Annotated in this window: 17 protein-coding genes and 1 riboswitch; of the genes, 14 read left to right on the forward strand and 3 right to left on the reverse strand. The window is 38.6% G+C overall.

Annotated features, from left to right (window positions below; genetic code table 11):
- Positions 1 to 451: 451 nt before the first annotated feature.
- A complete protein-coding gene (locus ACLIJJ_RS05410) occupies positions 452 to 691 on the reverse strand; it encodes a hypothetical protein (RefSeq protein WP_233317368.1) in 240 nt (79 codons plus the stop codon).
- Between the two features lie 153 nt (positions 692 to 844).
- Here ACLIJJ_RS05410 and ACLIJJ_RS05415 point away from each other — a divergent pair, with 153 nt between their 5' ends.
- The 5 genes from ACLIJJ_RS05415 (at position 845) to ACLIJJ_RS05435 (ending at position 4,371) form a co-directional block, all read left to right on the forward strand.
- Positions 845 to 1,432 carry a hypothetical protein gene (locus tag ACLIJJ_RS05415; RefSeq protein ID WP_251645053.1) on the forward strand — a complete coding sequence of 196 codons (588 nt, stop codon included), beginning with the start codon at positions 845 to 847 and terminating at the stop codon, positions 1,430 to 1,432.
- Positions 1,433 to 1,562: 130 nt separating this feature from the next.
- Positions 1,563 to 1,982 carry a YbaN family protein gene (locus ACLIJJ_RS05420; RefSeq protein WP_411410642.1) on the forward strand — a complete coding sequence of 140 codons (420 nt, stop codon included), beginning with the start codon at positions 1,563 to 1,565 and terminating at the stop codon, positions 1,980 to 1,982.
- A gap of 103 nt (positions 1,983 to 2,085) precedes the next feature.
- A complete protein-coding gene (locus ACLIJJ_RS05425; RefSeq protein WP_237940750.1) occupies positions 2,086 to 2,562 on the forward strand; it encodes a VOC family protein in 477 nt (158 codons plus the stop codon).
- A gap of 70 nt (positions 2,563 to 2,632) precedes the next feature.
- Positions 2,633 to 3,544: a phosphotransferase gene (locus tag ACLIJJ_RS05430; protein WP_411410643.1), complete on the forward strand. Its 912-nt coding sequence runs from the start codon at positions 2,633 to 2,635 to the stop codon at positions 3,542 to 3,544.
- Between the two features lie 380 nt (positions 3,545 to 3,924).
- Positions 3,925 to 4,371: a DUF6376 family protein gene (locus ACLIJJ_RS05435; protein WP_233317363.1), complete on the forward strand. Its 447-nt coding sequence runs from the start codon at positions 3,925 to 3,927 to the stop codon at positions 4,369 to 4,371.
- Between the two features lie 107 nt (positions 4,372 to 4,478).
- On the opposite strand, the gene ACLIJJ_RS05440 is transcribed toward ACLIJJ_RS05435, so the two are convergent.
- On the reverse strand, positions 4,479 to 4,862 hold the full coding sequence (locus ACLIJJ_RS05440; RefSeq protein ID WP_233317362.1) for a helix-turn-helix domain-containing protein: 384 nt from the start codon (positions 4,860 to 4,862) through the stop codon (positions 4,479 to 4,481).
- A 173-nt stretch (positions 4,863 to 5,035) separates the two neighbouring features.
- Here ACLIJJ_RS05440 and ACLIJJ_RS05445 point away from each other — a divergent pair, with 173 nt between their 5' ends.
- The 8 genes from ACLIJJ_RS05445 to ACLIJJ_RS05480 all read left to right on the forward strand — a co-directional run bounded on the left by ACLIJJ_RS05445 (position 5,036) and on the right by ACLIJJ_RS05480 (position 17,301).
- A complete protein-coding gene (locus tag ACLIJJ_RS05445; protein ID WP_233317361.1) occupies positions 5,036 to 5,263 on the forward strand; it encodes a helix-turn-helix transcriptional regulator in 228 nt (75 codons plus the stop codon).
- 234 nt (positions 5,264 to 5,497) lie between these two features.
- On the forward strand, positions 5,498 to 6,310 hold the full coding sequence (gene proC / locus ACLIJJ_RS05450; protein WP_233317360.1) for a pyrroline-5-carboxylate reductase: 813 nt from the start codon (positions 5,498 to 5,500) through the stop codon (positions 6,308 to 6,310).
- 234 nt (positions 6,311 to 6,544) lie between these two features.
- A riboswitch (cyclic di-GMP riboswitch) is annotated at positions 6,545 to 6,628 on the forward strand.
- Between the two features lie 105 nt (positions 6,629 to 6,733).
- The gene (locus tag ACLIJJ_RS05455; RefSeq protein ID WP_233317359.1) at positions 6,734 to 8,350 is read left to right on the forward strand and encodes a GGDEF domain-containing response regulator; all 1,617 of its coding nucleotides are present in this window, start codon (positions 6,734 to 6,736) and stop codon (positions 8,348 to 8,350) included.
- A 1-nt stretch (position 8,351) separates the two neighbouring features.
- Complete coding sequence (locus ACLIJJ_RS05460; RefSeq protein WP_251645082.1) at positions 8,352 to 9,401, forward strand: HEAT repeat domain-containing protein; 1,050 nt, start codon at positions 8,352 to 8,354, stop codon at positions 9,399 to 9,401.
- Between the two features lie 61 nt (positions 9,402 to 9,462).
- Positions 9,463 to 10,815 (forward strand): glycosyltransferase family 2 protein, encoded by a 1,353-nt coding sequence (locus ACLIJJ_RS05465; protein ID WP_233317396.1) that lies wholly within the window; start codon positions 9,463 to 9,465, stop codon positions 10,813 to 10,815.
- Positions 10,812 to 14,069 (forward strand): glycoside hydrolase family 113 protein, encoded by a 3,258-nt coding sequence (locus tag ACLIJJ_RS05470; protein WP_411410644.1) that lies wholly within the window; start codon positions 10,812 to 10,814, stop codon positions 14,067 to 14,069. Before ACLIJJ_RS05465 ends, ACLIJJ_RS05470 begins: the two co-directional genes overlap by 4 nt.
- A 12-nt stretch (positions 14,070 to 14,081) precedes the next feature.
- Complete coding sequence (locus ACLIJJ_RS05475; RefSeq protein ID WP_233317356.1) at positions 14,082 to 14,450, forward strand: response regulator transcription factor; 369 nt, start codon at positions 14,082 to 14,084, stop codon at positions 14,448 to 14,450.
- Positions 14,440 to 17,301: an ATP-binding protein gene (locus ACLIJJ_RS05480; RefSeq protein WP_411410805.1), complete on the forward strand. Its 2,862-nt coding sequence runs from the start codon at positions 14,440 to 14,442 to the stop codon at positions 17,299 to 17,301. The genes ACLIJJ_RS05475 and ACLIJJ_RS05480 overlap by 11 nt, the downstream gene beginning before the upstream one ends.
- A gap of 47 nt (positions 17,302 to 17,348) precedes the next feature.
- On the opposite strand, the gene ACLIJJ_RS05485 is transcribed toward ACLIJJ_RS05480, so the two are convergent.
- Entirely contained in the window at positions 17,349 to 17,921 is a 573-nt protein-coding gene (locus ACLIJJ_RS05485) for a YitT family protein (RefSeq protein WP_233317355.1), read from the reverse strand.
- 170 nt (positions 17,922 to 18,091) lie between these two features.
- On the opposite strand from ACLIJJ_RS05485, the gene ACLIJJ_RS05490 reads away from it, so the two are divergent.
- Complete coding sequence (locus tag ACLIJJ_RS05490; RefSeq protein WP_233317354.1) at positions 18,092 to 19,063, forward strand: LacI family DNA-binding transcriptional regulator; 972 nt, start codon at positions 18,092 to 18,094, stop codon at positions 19,061 to 19,063.
- The last annotated feature ends 8 nt before the right edge of the window (positions 19,064 to 19,071 follow it).

Here is a 19,071-nt window from a genome sequence, read left to right on the forward strand (position 1 = left end):
CTGTATATGGATAAATGTAGAAATATGTCGAAGATTATATCTATCCTAAAAATATCAAGAGGGACCGAGCTGTCGTCCAAAATGAAATCATAAGTTCCTTCAGGCAGTTCCTCGCCAACCATATAGTGTATAAATCCTATCTCCCTTTGAGAGTTAAATTGGAACTTCTATTCCTGCCTTTGTTTTTTGGTCCCACTGTATTGATTCAATCGGTTCACCGTCTGCATTGCGAATATCTAACAAGATTGATGTAGAGAATAATCAGAGAGAGGATACTCCTGTTACATTAAAAAAGGTAGATGAAGAATCTACCAATTGAAGCTGAATTTTAAAGCCTCTGATGACGAAAATCATCAGAGGCCTTTTTAAATGGAGTATTATTCATATTGTAAAATCCTTTATTTCTCTTTAGAAACTCACTTCACATGGAGAAGTAAGGTCTATTACTTCTTTACTGTAACCAAAAAGAAACAAGGACAAAAACAAGCATAGCTGCTAGAAAGGAGCCGAGCAAATAGCCAGCATACCGAACAGGCTTTGGAAACGTGCTTACATCATAATCTTTCACAGGAAAACGATCACCAGTAGCTCTCTGTGCTTCCTTTAATTCATAAGGAACAAATATCTCATCGTTATTAACAGTATTAATATAGTTTGTTTCATCCATTTGTGTCTCATGGATTTGTTTCATCTTATTGCCTCCATTCTAAATAAGGAAATGGAAATAACTGTGCCTTAATTGTGACAGAAAATCTATATTATAGCAATTATCTTCCTTCTAAGGGTGTATTTAGGTGGAGATTGGGGATGTTAATGACAAAAAGTATAATTGCAGGTGGTATAGATGAAGCTTGAGCAACAGCAGATGGTTGATAAAATGAGGGAAATGACAAACAAGGCGGATGCATTTCATACAGAGTACTGGAGTAAGTTCGCTGATTTTCAGGATTGGCATTTTTGGCTGAATATTGTCTTTTTAGTAGGACCGCTTATTGTATTGCTCATATGGCTTGATCGGCAATGGATTTTTCAAATTTTATTTTTTGGTTTTGCGATACATGCTATGATGAACTATTTAGATTCTATTGCAGTTGTAAAGGGCCTCGTGACTCACCCTTATCCGCTGATGCCATTGATGAATATTAACTTGTCTATCAACACTTCCTTTATTCCCGTCACATTTATGCTGACATATCAATATTGTATAAACAGAAAGAAAAATTTGTATATTGGCGGATTATTCGCAAGCATTGGGACAGGCATTGTGCTTGGTGGCTTTGCTCAGGCAATTGATTATCTTCAGATGTATAAGTGGATGAATATTTGGTTTGTATTTGTATTTGATTATTTACAGTTTGTCACAGCTGTATTGCTGGTAAAGTTTTTTCAGTACTTGCGTGATAAAAAGAAAAAGGAAAGCTACCGCTTTTGAATTTCCTTATTTATCCACATAAATGTGAAATTTTCGTATACATTAAAAAAGAACAGTTAAGACAAGGCTATGCCTGCACTATAATAAGGGTATAGAGGTAGAAAGCTGTCTTGCATAATTCTGTAAGCTATTGAAAGGAGTTAAAGAGAAGAAATTGAAGCAATTATATAAATGGATTTATATTGTATTAGGTACCGTTTTTTTAGGGATTGGCCTTGTCGGCATCTTTCTCCCTTTACTTCCGACAACTCCATTTCTGCTGTTGACTTCCTTTTTCTATACACGAAGCTCAGAACGGCTTAACGCCTATTTCCGCTCAACAAGATTTTATGAGGAATATGTAAAAGGGTTTAAAAAAGGTGAGTTGACGAAGAAACAAAAAATAAAAATACTGGTCACCTGCTATATCTGTATTGGGATAAGTGCTTATTTCGCTCCGCATATGTATATGCGCATTATTCTCGGCTGCATTGCAATTGTCCAATTAATCTCTATGTTCATTATTAAAACTAAGACAGTTGAACCGAAGGATATCATCATAAAAAAATAGATGTTAAGAGCTGAGAAGAGTAAGATTCCAGCTCTTTTTTGTTTTAACAATAATCGTATGGGAATAAATAGAAATAAATACTTGTAAAAAAGGGGAGATAATAATGGCTGTAATTACCCATATCGGCCTAGCTGTAACAGATTTAGATAAAGCGATTGATTGGTATGAAAAGGTTCTAAATTTTAAGCTGATTGCCGGTCCGTATTCCTTTCAGCAGGAGAAAGAGGATGCTTATAATATGACAAATGACTTGCTCGGAAACCATATAAAAAAAATGCGCAATGCTCATTTAATAGGAGAAAACCAAGTTGGGATAGAACTGTTTGAGTTCCAGGTGCCGAAAACAATAAAAAGGGAAAGAGATATTCAGGAAGCTGGCTTTTTTCACCTTTGTATTATTGCTGATAATGTAAAGGAAAAGGCTGCTGAAATACAAAAGAGCGGCGGAAAGATCAGGAGCAGTATGTGGAATACTTGGGCAGGCAAGCCGTATTATTTAGTTTATTGTGAAGATCCATTTGGGAATATTATTGAACTTTATTCCTATAGTACGGAATTGATGTATGGTAACAAAGATTAGATATTTAGTGGATTATACAATAAACTAATAGTACAAGAATTTCTAAGGCGATATCTTTTGAGGTGAAAAAATGGGGAATATTTGGGCTCCTGAGGTTGTGGTTGAAAAAGAGCTGGCAATTGCTTTAATTAATAAACAGTTTCCTGAGTTATCTATCCAAAGCATTAAGGAAATAGGTGAAGGCTTCGACAATACGATATATGCAGTGAATGACATATATGTCTTTCGATTTCCACGCAGGGAAATCGCGGGAGAGCTAATGGAAACAGAGGCTGTCCTGCTGCCAAAAATACAGCAATTATTGCCGATAAAAATACCAGTGCCGGTTTTTTTCGGACAAAAGTCGCAAGACTACAGATGGTCCTTCTTAGGTTACAGCTATCTTGAGGGCAAAATGCCGCATAAATTAACACAGGAAAACCGAACTAAGCTCATCGGGCCACTAGCAGCGTTTTTAAAGGCACTACATTCTATTTCTATCAAGGATTTAAAGGGAGTGCCAGTTCCATATGATAAACTGGGCCGTCTGGACATAGGGAAACGGAAAGCTGGAATGATGGAAAAACTCGAGGATTTGTGTCTGCTTGATAACAGTCAAGTTTTTGAAAAGGCGAGAGACTATTGCCAAGGAATAGAGCATATTGAAGTCCCATGTGAGCATGTGCTAGTGCATGGTGATCTACATTTAGGTAATATGCTTGTAAACGAAGGTAAGGAGCTGACAGCCATTATCGATTGGGGCGATGTCCATATTGGCCACAGTGCAGTTGACTTAGCGATTGTTTACAGTCTTATACCAGCAGAAGAAAGGGAGGCTTTTTATGCTGTCTATGGCAAAACAGACAGTGTCACATTGGAGCTTGCCAGATTTAAGGCTGTGTATACACTTGTGTTACTGCTCGCATATGCTTTAGATAAGAAGGAACTATTATTATATGAAGAAGCAAAAACAAGCCTTGCTATCGCATTGAGCTCATCCTAAAACCTTGCCTTATTTGACTGGTAACGCAGAAATATTATATAATTAAGCTAATAATTGAATGAAAGTAACCTTTTGTCAAAAGGGGAGTAACTGTACAATAAAGTCGTCAATACAGGTCAGCAGACCTCGGCTTTATTGGCAACATATGTTGTTTGTGAGACCTTTGCCATTTATTTGGTGAGGTCTTTTTGCTGTGCCTTTTTAACTGCTCCAAACAAAACGATGGTTAGGGAAGGAGGCGGGTCTGCATGTCGACGCTAAAAAAACTTATGAAAAATTATCTCCAAAAAGAAGGAGTGAAAATTCTTAAGAAAAAAGGCTTACCTTTGTTAAAGAAAGAATGGGAAAAAAGAAAAGGAAAAAAATAAGGAGTGATTTTTATGAAAAAATTATTGCTGGCTCTCCCGATCATGCTGTTGGTAGCAGCAGGATGCTCACCAGTGGAAGAGACGAAAAATACTATTAATTATGTTAATGAAGCAACAGAGTATGCTAATGAAGCAGCGGCGTTCGCAGAAGACCTTCCGGCTAAGGCGCAGGAAGCAGTTACAAATCCGGAAACAGTTGAACAGCTGGAAAGCACATTAACTGATTTTGAAAAACAAATCAGTGAGTTCAATCAAGTGGAAGTGCCGCAAGTGATGGAAGATTTGCATGGACAAATTAGTGAGCAAAATGAAAAAATCCAAACTCAAATTGAAGAATATACAAAAGCAATTGAAGATGGTACCTTCCAGCCAGAATTCCTTCAGAATAGCGAGTTGCTAAACTCGCTGCAGGATATACAAAATATTTATGAAAATATCCAAAAGCTTGGTAATGAATAAAATGAAAGAGGTGCAGTCGAGCGACTGCACCTCTTCTTCTTTTTTGTTAGAGAGAAAAGGATAAATATTTTGAGGGATAAAGAGGGAACTCCAACTTCTTCTGAGGGCTATTGTTTTTTTTCTTCCTGCATAAACGACCAAAAGCGGTATAGTTGGCCGGCCACTTTTGCTGGTTCTTCCTGAAGTGCTTTATGGAGGGCAGGGTGTCTTTGAATGGCGGTAATTATATTATAATCTTCTACAGCTACTGCCAAGCGGTTATCGCTGCCGTATCGCGAAGCTGTTTCCATAACGGCAGATCTTCCTAGAAGGTAATCTGTGCTGACATCAAAAAAATCAGCGAGTTTTTGGAGTGTCTCTGTGTCTGGTTTGCGATTGCCGGTCTCGTATCCAGAAATGGACACTTTTGTCACGTTCATTGCATCCCCTAAAGTTTGCTGTGATATATTAGCCGATTTTCTTAAAGCTCTTAATCTTTCAGAAAAACTCAAATTATTCTCCCCTCCATTTCCATATGATGGTTCTATTATAAGTTAACTTATTGCTAACAGTAAATGTTCAAAAATAAGTTAACTAAAAAGATAGTAAAAGATTGAAGTTAACCTTAGGTTTACGTATAATAGAGATAAAGATAACGGTTTCGACTAAGAAAGAGGTGAGAGGGTTGACTAGACTTAAATTGCGGTATGTTAGAAAGGAGCATGGCTATACTTATCAGCAAATGGCCAGCAAACTAGGCATCACGAAGTCCTACTATTGGCAAATAGAGAATGGCAAAAGAGGTTTATCGTATGAGAATGCGATAAGAATAGCTAAAATATTTCATAGAAAACCAGATGACATATTTCTTCCAGAGAACAATCATGTAAGCCGTCTAGCAAGTGATGACTAAAGCTTATGACAGGTTAGTAGACTTTCTTTGGTGGAAATATGTTTTTTTTTATTTATCGAGCTCGTTTATTTTATTATTGCATGAATCTGTGCATTTTTGAACCATTTACTTGCATAATATCATCATTAAATAGCCACCTTTCCTCTTCTTATCACAATTTTCCGAATGGGATTGATTTTCTCTCTTTACTGTGTAAAAGTATAGAGTATAAATAGAGGAGGACGGTTCGTAAACATGAATAATAAGAAGATTAGTTTCATTGGCAGCGGCAAAATGGCGCAGGCTATTTTTGGCGGTATGCTAAAGTCAGGATTTACAAGACATGAGGATTTAATTGCAAGTGCAAAAACGGCTGCTACGTCGGAAATGATATCTAAACAATATGAGATCAAAACAACAATTGATAATAAGATTGCAGCATCGTATGGAGATATTGTCGTTCTTGCGGTGAAGCCATATTTATATACAGAGGTATTACAGGAAATCAAGGAATCTATACAGGAGAATGCTATCATCGTGACGATTGCAGCTGGTGTTGATCTTGCTTATATGGAAGAGCAATTATCAAGTGAAAGCAAGATTATTAGAACAATGCCAAACACACCATCTCTTGTAGGAGAAGGAATGAGTGTTGTTTGCCCGAATGGCAATGTCACGGAAGAAGAAGTACAGTATATTGTTGACTTGTTCTCTTCCTTCGGCAAGGTAGAGGTAATGGAGGAGCGCTTGATGGATGCTATTCCAGCTATTAGCGGTTCATCGCCAGCATATGCCTTCCTTTTTATTGAAGCATTGGCAGACGGCGGTGTCAGAAGCGGAATTCCGCGAGATACATCCTACAAGCTCGCGGCCCAGGCTTTATTAGGGGCTGCAAAAATGGTGCTGGAAACAGGTAAGCATCCTGGCATCTTGAAAGATGAGGTATGCACACCTGGGGGAACAACCATTGAAGCGATAGCTACGCTAGAGCAAATGCAGTTCAGGGGAGCAGTTATGGCTGCAATGGACAGATGCACCGAAAAAAATAAAGAATTGCAGAAAAAATAAATGTCAGGTCGTTCGGAATAGGTAATATGTTGTTCTTCTGGACGAACATTTAATTAGAAATGCCAAGGTGGTGAGTCTTTACTAACTTCTTGGCATTTTTTCGTATAAAAAATAGGTCATTATTCCTTAATATTTTCCATATTTCAGCCTTTAAAGTTAGAATCTCATTCTGTATAATAAACATTAATCATTATCAACAATACCAATATTACTAGCTTATTTATGAACATAATAGACCATTTGGACCGCGAAGAAAAACAGCTTTTATTTGGGCACTTAAGCTGTTTGGAGCGATTAGTGCAACCGGCCTTTATTCATGAGTTGGGCTGGTTTTTTTTTGCTTTTGAGGGGAAAGCTAACCAGATAAAAATATAGAGATAACAGGAGAATGCGTAAGGGAATATTTTTAAAGAGGTGTGGCAAATGATTTTTGATAAATACAAAGGAATATTACTTAAGAAAATGAAGGATCAGCTTACAAGCTGGTTTGATAATAACGAGATAACATTGATTGAAAACAGAGATGTATACAGGTTTTTGCATTCAATCAAAGGGACGTCTGGCACGTTGGAGCTTGATATGCTTTACGGTATTGCTTCAGAGCTGTTGGCAAAAGTAGAGAATAGAAAAGACTCATGGTCCATTCAGGAACTAAGGGATTTCTTGAGCGGGCTGATGGAAATCAGTTATGAATATGAGCATTTCCATGAAGAAATTGGCAAGCCTCCTGCTTTACGTGAAGGGGACGCACCGCTTATTCAAATTATTGATGATGATATTTCTTTGCTTATTTTCCTGAAGGATAAGCTCGAAAGCAAGGGCTGGATGGTTATTGCAAACACGACAGCGGATAAGGCAATTGAGCAGTATTATAATATGCATCCTGATTGCATCATCATTGATATCAACCTTCAGGATCAATCTGGTTACGATGTGCTCAGTGTTATCCAAAATCATACAAACCGGGCATTTATTCCGAAAATTATGTGCAGCATTAAAACAGACAGAGACTCAAGAATTGAAGCATATAGAAATGGCGCAGATGATTTCATGGAAAAACCGATTGATGTGGAAGAATTTTTAATTCGTGTGGAACGCCATCTCGAAAGGAAAAAGATATTTGATCAATCGGTTTTGATAGACGAATTAACCCAAGTTTATAACCGCAAATTTCTTAAAGATTCGTACAATCGTTTTATCAGTGATATGGGAAGGCTGAATGCAAATGGAACAATCGCTGTGATTGATATCGATTATTTTAAACGAGTTAATGATACATACGGGCATATTGTCGGTGACAAGGTGCTGATGGAGTTCGCTCAATTTCTGAAAAAGAGTATTAGAAGTACAGATACACTGTTCCGTTATGGCGGGGAGGAATTTGTTATTCTGTTCCAGAGAGCGACAGAGACGGAAATAAAAGACGTATTGGAGCGCATGCTTGATAAGTTCTCACAAGTTGAATTTACAGACGGAGAGAAAACCTTTAGTCTCACATTTTCAGCAGGAGTGTATCGAATTGAAAATACAGAGATTGGTTTGCAGGCAGCAATAAAAACAGCAGATGAAGCTTTATATTTGGCTAAGGAGAATGGCAGGGCGAGGGTTGAAACAGCTAATAAACGCATTATTTCAAAAGCAACAAAGCTTTTGAATGTATCCATTGTTGATGATGATACACTGATTCGCTCCATCTTAATTAATATTTTCAGTTCTTTGGAGCTTGATAATATTACCCTTGATGTAAAAGCCTATGAAGATGGGATGCAATTCCTTGATTCTGACAGGCTCGCACAAAACGGCATTCATTTCCTAGTTCTTGACGGCATCATGCCAGTCATGGATGGTCTGGAGATACTGCAAATCGTGAAAAAATCTCAGTACCGTAACAATGTTAATGTGCTTATGCTGACAGGCAGAAAGAGTGAAAATGATATTGCGGAAGCATTGAAGCTGGGAGCGGATGATTATGTAACAAAGCCTTTCAGTCTGACAGAACTTCAGGCAAGGATTGTCCGCCTCATTAAAAGGATGGTTTAAAGTGGCAAAGGAAATTATGTTATTAGTTGTTGTTGCAGTTGGTTCCATCAGTATTTTGCTAATCCTCCTTGCTTACTTAATAGCAAGGAAGCTTCTTGAAAACAACAGGCGGCAGCAAATAAATGATTTAAAGGAAAAAATAGCCCAGGATGTCTTCCTGTTCTTACAGGACAGAAGCTATGAGCTGTCCTTCTCTGCTGATTCAAACATAGAGAAGGAAGCACTTGAGGAGCTCCTTACAAAGTATTCAGACATACTCGAGGGAGATCAGGAAAGACAAAGCTTAAGAATTCTTGCAGCAGCTAATCTGACAGGTTATTACCGAAAAAATGTAAATGCAAGGAAATGGAGCACTCGTATGAACACACTGTATCATATTGAGAGCTTTCAGCTGGTGGAGCTGAAAGAGGAATTAATTAAGTTGGCTGAACAGGAAAAGAAGCGGTCGAAAGAGGAAAAAATCCAGATTTACCGCATCCTTGCTTCTTTTCAATATACCGATATTTTTATGCTGATTAATAAGCAGGAATACTTAGCAGAAAAGGATTATCGAAGCATATTAACAAGACTGGAAGCACCAATTTTTGAAGAGATGATTGCCCGGTTTGATGAATGTGTGGAAGAGCTAAAACTGGCAATTCTCGATGTGATGGGTGTTAAAAAGGATTTGGAGCATATTACTTTTTTAGAAAATGTTTTTCAAACCTATGAGGGAGAGCTGAGGCTGAGAAGCTTAAAAGCAATTTCGAACATAGGGATTGTTCCTAATATTGATAACTATCTTCCTTTATGCCAATCAAGTGTGTGGCAGGAAAGAATGATGGCGGCAAGACTGCTTGGCTTTGCCAAACAAGAAACAGCCTTGAAGCTATTAAAGGAACTGCTGCATGATCAGTCATGGTTTGTAAGATCTCAGGCGGCAGAATCAATTATGAAATATAAAGATGGTACAAAAGTGCTTGAAGAGGTGCTTCAGCATTCAAAAGATGCCTTTGCTCGGGATATGGCCTGGGAGTGGGTCAATAAAGGAATTTTAAAAGGAGCTAATTAAGTTGGTTTTAGAATGGTGGAAAAATGCGGTATTGTTTTTTGGCGGTTTTATTTCTATATATATGATTATTATCATCACGTTTTACACAGCTATTCTTATCGTATCAATGATGCAGCTTAGACGAGAATATCAGCTTAATAGAAAGCAGTCTTTTGAGGATATTGCTGACGGTCTGTATACAAAGCCTGTTTCGATAATTGTGCCTGCATATAATGAAGAAGCAGGAATTATTCCGAGTGTCCGCTCCTTATTGAGCATTGATTATCCGCAGTATGAAATCATTGTTGTAAATGATGGCTCTAAGGATCAAACTTTGCAAAAAATGATTGAGTATTATGATATGGAAGAGGTTCAAAAGGTAGTCCGCAAACAGGTGGAGACGAAGCCAATTAAGGCTATCTACCAGTCAAAGCTCTTGCCGAGACTATTTCTTATCGATAAAGATAATGGCGGAAAGGCTGATGCTTTAAATGTCGGCTTGAACTTTTCGAACTATCCTTATATATGCTCATTGGACGGAGATTCGGTTTTAGAAAGTGATGCTTTCCTGAAAGTTATGAAGCCGATTATGGACAGCAATGAGGAGGTAGTTGCTTCAGGAGGAAGCATCCGAATTGCAAATGGCTGTAAGATCAAGGACGGAAATATATTGGAGATCGGTTTATCGAACCATCCCCTTGTTATTATGCAGATTATTGAATATTTAAGAGCATTTTTAATGGGCCGCATTGGGCTTAGCAGGCATAACCTGCTGTTAATCATATCAGGTGCCTTTGGTGTATTTTCGAAGCAATGGGTGATTAAGGCTGGAGGTTACCAAACAAATACAGTAGGGGAGGATATGGAGCTTGTTGTCCGTATTCACCGAATTATAAAGGAGTCTAAGGTCAATAAAAGAATTGTCTATGTGCCTGATCCTGTCTGCTGGACAGAGGTTCCAGAGGATATAAAGTTCCTGAGGAGACAGAGAAGAAGATGGCATAGGGGATTGTTTGAAAGCCTTTGGAATCATCGCAAGCTGACATTTAATCCGAAGTATGGAAGCATCGGAATGATTTCCTTCCCTTATTTTTGGCTGATAGAGTTTTTAGGTCCAATCGTAGAAATATTAGGATATCTATATACGGTAATCGCGATTTTCTTTGGCGGGATTTATTTGGAATTTGCGATTCTTATATTTTTGCTTTCTTGTATTTATGGATCGATTTTTTCAATGGCAGCAGTCTTGCTCGAGGAATGGAGTCTTCGCAAGTATCCAAAAGTGTCCCATTTATTGAAGCTGTTTTTCTTTTCCCTGACAGAATCTTTATGGTACAGGCCGATGACAGTATTTTGGCGCTGTGAAGGGATTTGGCAGCTCATTAAAGGTGAAAAATCTTGGGGGGACATGAGTCGTAAAGGAGTATCTAAATGAAAAGAAGGAATACATTGCTTTTTTTTCTGTTTGTCATGATTGGGCTTGCGGTACTATTAAGTCCTTTTTGGCTCTGGCAGTTTAAAGGGACAAAGGAACTGAATGTGCTGATTATGGATAAGACTGTTCCTGATAAGACATACAGGGAGCATAACGGCCTTGTTTATATATTAAACAATCAGAAATATGTGAAGGCTAACAAAGACAAATACTTCAGTCAAAGTGATTATAAAGGCTTTAAACCGAGCGGAGACAACAGCTATAAAATCAGCGAACTCCCTGATGATTTAAGTGATTATGATGTTTTGTATTTGACAGATCAGTATGGAGTCTATGAAGAAGAATTTTATGGAAGCAATAATCTTGGGGAGAGATCGGATAAATTATATGGCGGATTGGAAATAGAGGATGCAGAAAAAATAGAGAATGCTCTTTTCCAATCAGACAATAAAACACTTATTGCTGAATTTAATACGTTTGCAAGTCCTACAAGTGATGAGGCAAGGGAGAAAATCACCAATCTGCTTAATGTATCGTGGAGCGGCTGGATCGGCAGGCATTTCGACGATTTAGATGGTGATGAGGTACCTGTTTGGGTAAAGGATAACTATAAAAACCAGAACGGCAAGGAATGGAGCTTTACAGGCTCTGGACTTGTACTGATTAATAAGGATGATTATATTGTCGTCTTAAATAACAAGGACTTAACAGACAGTGGTGTCGCATTTTCCACTACCGAAAAAGGTCAATCTGTCTTAAAGGAAGAGCTGGCATCCACTTATGATTACTGGTTTGATATTATCGCAGCAAAAGATCAAAAAGAGGTGCTGGCCCAATATAAGCTTCCAGTTTCAGAGACTGGTAAAGAAAAGCTGGAAGGTTACGGAATTCCAAGCACTTTCCCGGCAATCGTGCAAAATGCCAATACACAATACACTTCCTATTATTTTGCAGGAGATTATGCTGATGAAGCAGAAGTTCCAAGTTTATATCAAACAGTCGGCTTTGATTTATGGAAGAAATATGTCACATACAGAAATTCCTTTTACTGGAATACTTATGTGCCGCTTATGAAAAACCTGCTGAAGGATGGACTTCACAATAATAATACAGAAGGCAGTACTATAGAGACAGTAAAGGCTGACGGAATGGTAACGAACAGTCGGACAAATGCTGAATATATTCAAGTTCAAAAGGATGGGAAATGGGAAAATCTCATTATTAAAGGGGTAAATATGGGGATTTCAAAACCAGGCTCCTTTCCAGGTGAAACATCCATTACAAAGGATGAATATTACCGCTGGTTCAAAGAAATCGGTGCGATGCATGCTAATACAATCAGGGTGTACACGCTTCATCCACCAGGTTTTTATCAAGCCTTGTATGAATATAATCAAAGTGCAAAAGAGCCTCTGTATCTTATCCACGGTTCTTGGGTGAATGAAGATGTTCTTACAGAAAAGCAGGATGCTTATTCAGAAGAAGTAGTAGCAGATGCGCAGTTAGAAATTAAAAACATGATTGACATTATTCATGGAAATGCAGATTTGCCAAAAAGGGCTGGGCATGCTTCAGGAAAGTATGAGTATGATGTTTCCAAATATGTGCTAGGATTTATGCTTGGAACAGAGTGGGACCCTGATGTTGTTAATCATACCGATGAAGAACACAGTGGCTTAGGACAATACAAAGGCACTTATTTCGAGACAAAAGCTGCATCTCCGTTTGAGATTTGGGTTGCAAAGTTAATGGACTATGCAGCAGATTATGAAGCTAAGCAATATAAGTGGCAGCATACGATGAGCTTTACGAACTGGGTGACAACAGACTTGCTTGACCATCCTGCAGAGCCGAGTGAGGATGAAGATAAGGCGGTTGTTGATCCCAACCATATAACTAAAACAGATGATTTTCATGCTGGCCTATTTGCGGCTTATCATGTTTATCCGTATTATCCAGATTTCTTGAACTATGAAAAAGGCTATTCGACATATAAGAATAAACAAGGCGAGCAAAGCAATTATGCAGCCTATTTAAATCAATTGCGAAAGGTTCATAATATGCCAGTGTTAGTTGCAGAGTTCGGAGTGCCAGCATCTAGGGGCAAAACTCATGAGAACGTTAATGGCATGAATCAAGGCTTTATTTCAGAAGAAGAACAAGGAAATATGGATGCGAGTCTTTATCAGACGATTCTTGATGAGAAGTATGCAGGCGGACTAGTGTTTACATGGCAGGATGAATGGTTTAAGCGAACATGGAACACGATGGATTATGATAATCCGAACAGAAGACCGTTTTGGTCCAATATCCAGACAAATGAGCAGCATTTCGGTCTGTTAAGCTTTGATCCTGGTAAATATGAGCCAACCATCTATATTGATGGCAGCACAGAGGATTGGGAAAAGCTGAATGTGTCGCCACTGTATACTACTGCTAATGCTGATAATAAGGAAGAAAATGATATTCAAGATGTGAGTGTCACGTCTGATGAACAGCAAATCAGCTTTAAATTCACTTATAAGGAGCCGGTTGACTTAAACGTTGATCACACATATCTTCTATTAGATACACTTGCAGATCAAGGGCAAATGAGCACAGTTCTTGATGGCAAGGAAAAAGTGAACACAGATTTTGGTGTCGATTTTGCTGTTAAGATTGGGGAACAGGATGATTCGCATATCCTGATTGACAGCTACTATGATTCTTATTATTTCCACTATGGGCACTTGCTGAATATGATAAAAAAAGAAAGCTATGCAAGTAAAAAGAACAACGGTGTGTATCATCCAATCAGACTTGCGCTTAATAAAGAGCTGGAAATACAAGGGGAAAAAATTCCGTTTAACTCCTATGAAACAGGAAAATTATTATACGGAAACGGCAATCCGGAAAGTAAAGATTTCAATAGTCTGGCCGATATTAGTGTAAGTAAAGATAAGAAAACAATCGAGCTTCGCCTGCCGTGGGCTTTATTAAATGTGAAAGACCCAAGTCAGAAGGAAGTATTGGCAGACTTATGGAAAAAGGGCATGGAAGGCAGCGAAACCATTGACGGCATTTATTTTGCGGTTGTAATGGAAAAAGATAAAAAGATTGTGCAAACATTGCCTGAAAGAGGCAGTGACAACACTATTCATCAAGAAGACACTAAACTGTTTGAATGGGAAAGCTGGGAAGAACCAGCCTATCATGAACGATTAAAACAATCCTATTATATACTGCAAGAGGCCTTCTCCAAAATAGGGAATTAGGGAGAGAGAAATATGAAAAGAATATTATTAGCTGAAGATGAAGATGTATTGAGAATGCTGATAGTAGATACACTGGAAGATGAAGATTACGTGGTCGATGAAGCACCAGATGGAGAAGAGGCTCTCCAGCTTATCGCAAAAAATGACTATGATCTGTTAATACTTGATTATATGATGCCGATTATGACAGGGCTGGAAGTAATCCAAAAGGTTAGAGCGGACGAAGAGAAGAAGCATCTGAAAATAATGATGCTGTCAGCAAAAAACCAGACAAATGAACAAAACCATATATTAGAAGCTGGAGCAGATTACTTTATGGCAAAGCCTTTCAGTCCGCTCGCACTATTAGACAAAGTAGGGGATATTCTTGATGAAGATTAATTCCTATATAAGAAAAAGCATATCAAGGCAATTTATGGCCTTAATATGCTTTTTCATTCTACTGTTTATTATTGGAGGGCTTGTGCTGGTTTATTGGCAAAACTCTGTAAACAATGAGTATGTAAGTAACCGAGAAGAGCTTGTTGAAAAACAAGCGTTAGTCAGACAGCTAGAAACAAGGCTCAATGATGCAATGTTTAATGTGAGAGGATATTTCGCTTACAATAACACAGCCTTAAAAGAATCGGCAGAAAGTCAGCAGGCTGAGATCGAAAAGCTGATAGAGCAGTTTGACCAAAGGCTTGAAACAGAAGAAGACACACTCTTTTCAACAGAGCTGGCGTCGTTTTATCGGTTTTATTTTGATGAAACAATGCCAGAAGCAATAGCTTACTTTGAAAGCGGAGATAGAGAGGAAGTTGCTGCTATTGCCAATAATGGTGCGACTGAAAGGGTTAATTCTTTTCAAGGAGAAATGGCTGATTACCTACAGTCTGTTTCGAACTCGCTGAGCGGTGAGGTAAGCAAGCTGACTACTCATATCGCCATCCTGCAAGTCGGTTTTCTAATTTATATCATTCTAGTTCTTATCGCAGTATTGCTTATCGGCAGAGTGATGGTCAAGAGGATTGGGAAACCATTGACTGATTTTGCAGTTGCAGCCAATGAAGTGGCAAAGGGAAATGAAGCAGAAATTAAGCATGATAAGAAAAGGCAAGATGAGCTGGCTACATTATCTGTTGCCTTTGAGCGGATGTATCTGAGCATACAAGAGAAAGAGCAAGATTTGCTTGCACAGAACGAAGAGCTCGTTGCACAGCAAGATGAACTGCAGGCACAGCAGTTTGAATTAGAAAAAATGCTGGAGACTGTACAATCCAATGAAGATGCTTTATTGCGCAGAAACAAGCTTATTAACGGCCTGTCGAGCTCTCTTGATAAGCAGAAGGTGCTGGAGAGCATCATCATAAATATGTGTGATGTTATTAAGGCAGACAGGGGTATTATCGTAGAAGCAGACAGTGGAGATTTTGCTGCATTTGGCATATCAAATGAAGGAGCAGAGCAATTTAAGAACCATCTTCATACAGGGATGTATCATCGTCTGGAAAAGGAAAAGCTTAGCTTTACAATCATCAGAGATTTAGATGTGTCAGAAAAAGGCTATCATCTTGAAAAAGGCAGGGTGCATGATCTTTATATCCCAATCTTGTCTGCTGCCGGCAGTATTACAGCAATCATGATGCTAAGCAGGTTTGCTTGCGGCTTTACAGAGCTGGAAATGGATGAATTCAGCACATTAGCTAAACAGATTGAGATATCATTGGATAAGATTCACTTATTCGAACAAACAGAGAAAGACAGATTGCTAAACACAGATATTTTAAATAATGTTCAAGAAGGAATTCAATTAATAAGTCCAAATGGCGATATTATCCATGCTAACAGCAAGTTCTATGAGATCATGACAGGCAAGGGAATGCTTGATATATTTGTCGGCCAAAAGTGGCAGGAATGGACAGGGCAGCTGAAGGAAAAATTAGAGGAAACAGACGATCTGATTGCTTATATTAGTAAGTCTATGAGAGATTCTTCTGCAGAGTCATTCACCTATAAATTGAAGGAAGATAAGATAGTTAAGGTTTATAGTGAACATTTATACAGAGGCGATGAGAAATTCGGGACTGTTCTCGTATACAGAGATATTACAATGGAATATGAAGTAGACAAGATGAAGTCTGAATTTGTAAGTACGGTCAGTCATGAGCTGCGCACACCTCTTGCGAGCATTTTAGGTTTTACAGAGCTCATTATTAATCGTGATTTGAAACCAGAGCGTCAGAAGAAGTATTTGAACACAATATACGGAGAAGCGAAAAGATTAACAGCATTGATTAATGACTTCCTTGATGTACAGCGCATGGAAGCAGGCAAGCAGACATATGAGAAAAAATATATTGAAGTGCTGCCAATCATGGAAAGAGTTGTGGAAAACCAAGCGGTCAATGCAACTAAACACCATATAACAATTCATAATACGGAAAAGAATTCGTTCATACTAGGAGACCGGTCTAAAATCGAGCAGGCTTTCACTAATATTGTGAGCAATGCCATTAAATATTCTCCTGAAGGCGGAACTATTGATATCAGCCTCTATCAGGAAGATGGCATGCTGAAAGTAGCTGTGAAAGACCAAGGGTTAGGAATACCAGAGTCAGCCCGTGATAAGCTGTTTACAAAGTTCTACCGTATTGATAATTCGGACCGCCGCAAAATTGGCGGAACTGGATTAGGTCTTGCGATTGTAAAGGAAATCATGCTAGCACATCAAGGAGATATCACAATAGACTCAGAATATGGAAAAGGCAGCACCTTCACAATGAGCTTTCCGATTGTGGAATGGAATATGGGAACTTCGGAGAAGGACGCAGTCGCAGATGAAAAGGTCCGTTATAAAGTTATGGTCGTAGAAGATGATTACAGCTTGGCTGAGCTGATTATTCAGGAATTGCAGGAAAGCGGCTTCCAAGTTTATTATTCCAAAAATGGAATGGATGGAATTAAGAAAATGGAGGAAGTACAGCCAGATGCGCTCGTTCTAGACATAATGCTGGAAGACAGCAGGATGGACGGATGGGATATCATGAAAGCAATGAAAGATTCTGAGTATCTGAAAAACATTCCAATTGTCGTTTCTACTGCCTTGGATGAGAAGGAAAAGGGCATTGCATTAGGCGCAATTGATTACTTGGTGAAACCTTATCCGCCAAGTCAGCTTTCCCGGGCTATTATGCAAACATTGCTCAAAATGGGCAAGATTGGGCAAGTGCTTATCCCGGAAGAACAATAAAGTTTTAAAAGAAGCCTGCACATATGTGTGCAGGTTTCTTTCCATGCTTAAACAGTTTTCACTTTCTTAGTTAGCAAACTAGTAAATAGGGCCACAGAGATAATTGTTAAAAACGAAGCGGCTAAAATAGGAAGACCGACGATTCTTAATCCACCTAATAAAACAAGACCATCAATAATAAAGATGATAATGCCGACAGGGAATTTAAAAATACTAGACAGCATTTGGGCAAGCATGTCTGTTCCGCCTGTACTTGTATCGAAGCGAAGCATAATGCCAATACCCACTCCAATGATACTGCCGCCAATCACAGAACTGACTAAAATATTGGTGGAAAATGTGTCGCGCATAAAGGAACAAACGTCAATCATTCCAGAGGAGATGAGAAAACCCAATAAACCGTAGGCGATATATTGCTTATTATAAAACCAAATAATGATATAAATCGGGATGCTGATAAGTATCATAGATAAGCCTGTCGGGATATCATAATGATAATGTAAGATGAGGCCAATGCCAATAAGACCCCCATCAAGAAGATGATGAGGGACTAAAAAGCCGTTAACACCAATCCCGATAAGAAGGCTGCCGATTAATATGGCGCTGATTTTTTCTGTCATTTGAAAATCACCCTAACTGCGTTCATACTATTAATAAAATATATGGACGAGTTGTCTGAAATAGAAGGGGAACTTCTGAAACACATTAAAATCCCCATTGAAAATTTCAGCTAGCCTTGGTATTTTATAGGTGACCGTTTAGATCAAATTGTATGGGAGTAAGAGAACGAATGGGAAATATAAAAAAAATCGCAGAATTATCAGGAGTGTCTGTTACAACCGTATCAAGAGTATTAAATAATCATCCTTATGTTAAAGAAGAAAAAAGAAAAGCAGTTTTAGAGACAATTGATAAATTAAATTACAGCCAAAACTTGAATGCTGTTCACCTGTCGCGAGGAAAAACAAGCATGATAGGTGTAATGGTGCCATATATTACTGTTCCATACTATGGAAGCCTGCTTGACGGTATCGGGGAAGAGGCGCTGAAAAATAACTATAGCATCAATTTATTTCAGACGAACTATGATGTGAACAAAGAAAAGGAAGCGCTTGAAAAACTAAAAAGCAAACAAGTGGACGGGATGATTATCGGCTCCCACACTGCTAATATGGACATTCTCCGCAAATATGCAAGTGACCATCCGATAATAGTCTGTGAAAAGGTAACAGAGGAAAATATCGCTGCAGTCTATATTGACCATTACAGTGCATTCAGGCAAGGTTTAGACTTTTTGCATAGCAATGGATACAAGCACATAGGCTACTGTGTCAACAGGGCGACAAGCGCCAACAGCAGGCTGAGGGAAAAAGCCTTTTATGAAGGCTTGCAGAAGTTAGGTTTGGCTGCAGAGAAGGAATGGGTATTTGACAGCTGCCTGTCAATTGAAGATGGAAAAAGAGTCGTTAAAAAACTGTTGGAATTAAAGGATAGACCGGATGCTTTGCTTGTATCGAGCGACCAAGTAGCAGCAGGCATAATGACAGAAGCAAGAAAGCAGCAGATGAACATTCCAGAGGATTTGGCATTATTAAGCTATGATAACCATCCAATATCTGAAGCCCTCGAGCTTACGACAATGGATTTGCCTATTGTCGAAATGGGCAGGCGTTCCTTTCAGCTTTTTCAGCAGCTGCAAGACAAGAAACAGGAAATGCCAATTGAACTGAAGGCCAAGCTTGTCGTTCGTTCAACTGTATAGAAAAAGAG

It is taken from the genome of Niallia laureatilytica, assembly GCF_046613985.1.
GTDB lineage: Bacteria > Bacillota > Bacilli > Bacillales > Cytobacillaceae > Niallia.

Excerpts from the sequence above, each read along its gene's own strand:
- ACLIJJ_RS05410 (WP_233317368.1), bottom strand. The coding sequence starts at position 691 with ATGAAACAAATCCATGAGACACAAATGGATGAAACAAACTATATTAAT.
- ACLIJJ_RS05415 (WP_251645053.1), top strand. The coding sequence starts at position 845 with ATGAAGCTTGAGCAACAGCAGATGGTTGATAAAATGAGGGAAATGACA.
- ACLIJJ_RS05425 (WP_237940750.1), top strand. The coding sequence starts at position 2,086 with ATGGCTGTAATTACCCATATCGGCCTAGCTGTAACAGATTTAGATAAA.
- ACLIJJ_RS05430 (WP_411410643.1), top strand. The coding sequence starts at position 2,633 with ATGGGGAATATTTGGGCTCCTGAGGTTGTGGTTGAAAAAGAGCTGGCA.
- ACLIJJ_RS05435 (WP_233317363.1), top strand. The coding sequence starts at position 3,925 with ATGAAAAAATTATTGCTGGCTCTCCCGATCATGCTGTTGGTAGCAGCA.
- proC (WP_233317360.1), top strand. The coding sequence starts at position 5,498 with ATGAATAATAAGAAGATTAGTTTCATTGGCAGCGGCAAAATGGCGCAG.
- ACLIJJ_RS05455 (WP_233317359.1), top strand. The coding sequence starts at position 6,734 with ATGATTTTTGATAAATACAAAGGAATATTACTTAAGAAAATGAAGGAT.
- ACLIJJ_RS05465 (WP_233317396.1), top strand. The coding sequence starts at position 9,463 with ATGATTATTATCATCACGTTTTACACAGCTATTCTTATCGTATCAATG.
- ACLIJJ_RS05470 (WP_411410644.1), top strand. The coding sequence starts at position 10,812 with ATGAAAAGAAGGAATACATTGCTTTTTTTTCTGTTTGTCATGATTGGG.
- ACLIJJ_RS05475 (WP_233317356.1), top strand. The coding sequence starts at position 14,082 with ATGAAAAGAATATTATTAGCTGAAGATGAAGATGTATTGAGAATGCTG.
- ACLIJJ_RS05480 (WP_411410805.1), top strand. The coding sequence starts at position 14,440 with ATGAAGATTAATTCCTATATAAGAAAAAGCATATCAAGGCAATTTATG.
- ACLIJJ_RS05485 (WP_233317355.1), bottom strand. The coding sequence starts at position 17,921 with ATGACAGAAAAAATCAGCGCCATATTAATCGGCAGCCTTCTTATCGGG.
- ACLIJJ_RS05490 (WP_233317354.1), top strand. The coding sequence starts at position 18,092 with ATGGGAAATATAAAAAAAATCGCAGAATTATCAGGAGTGTCTGTTACA.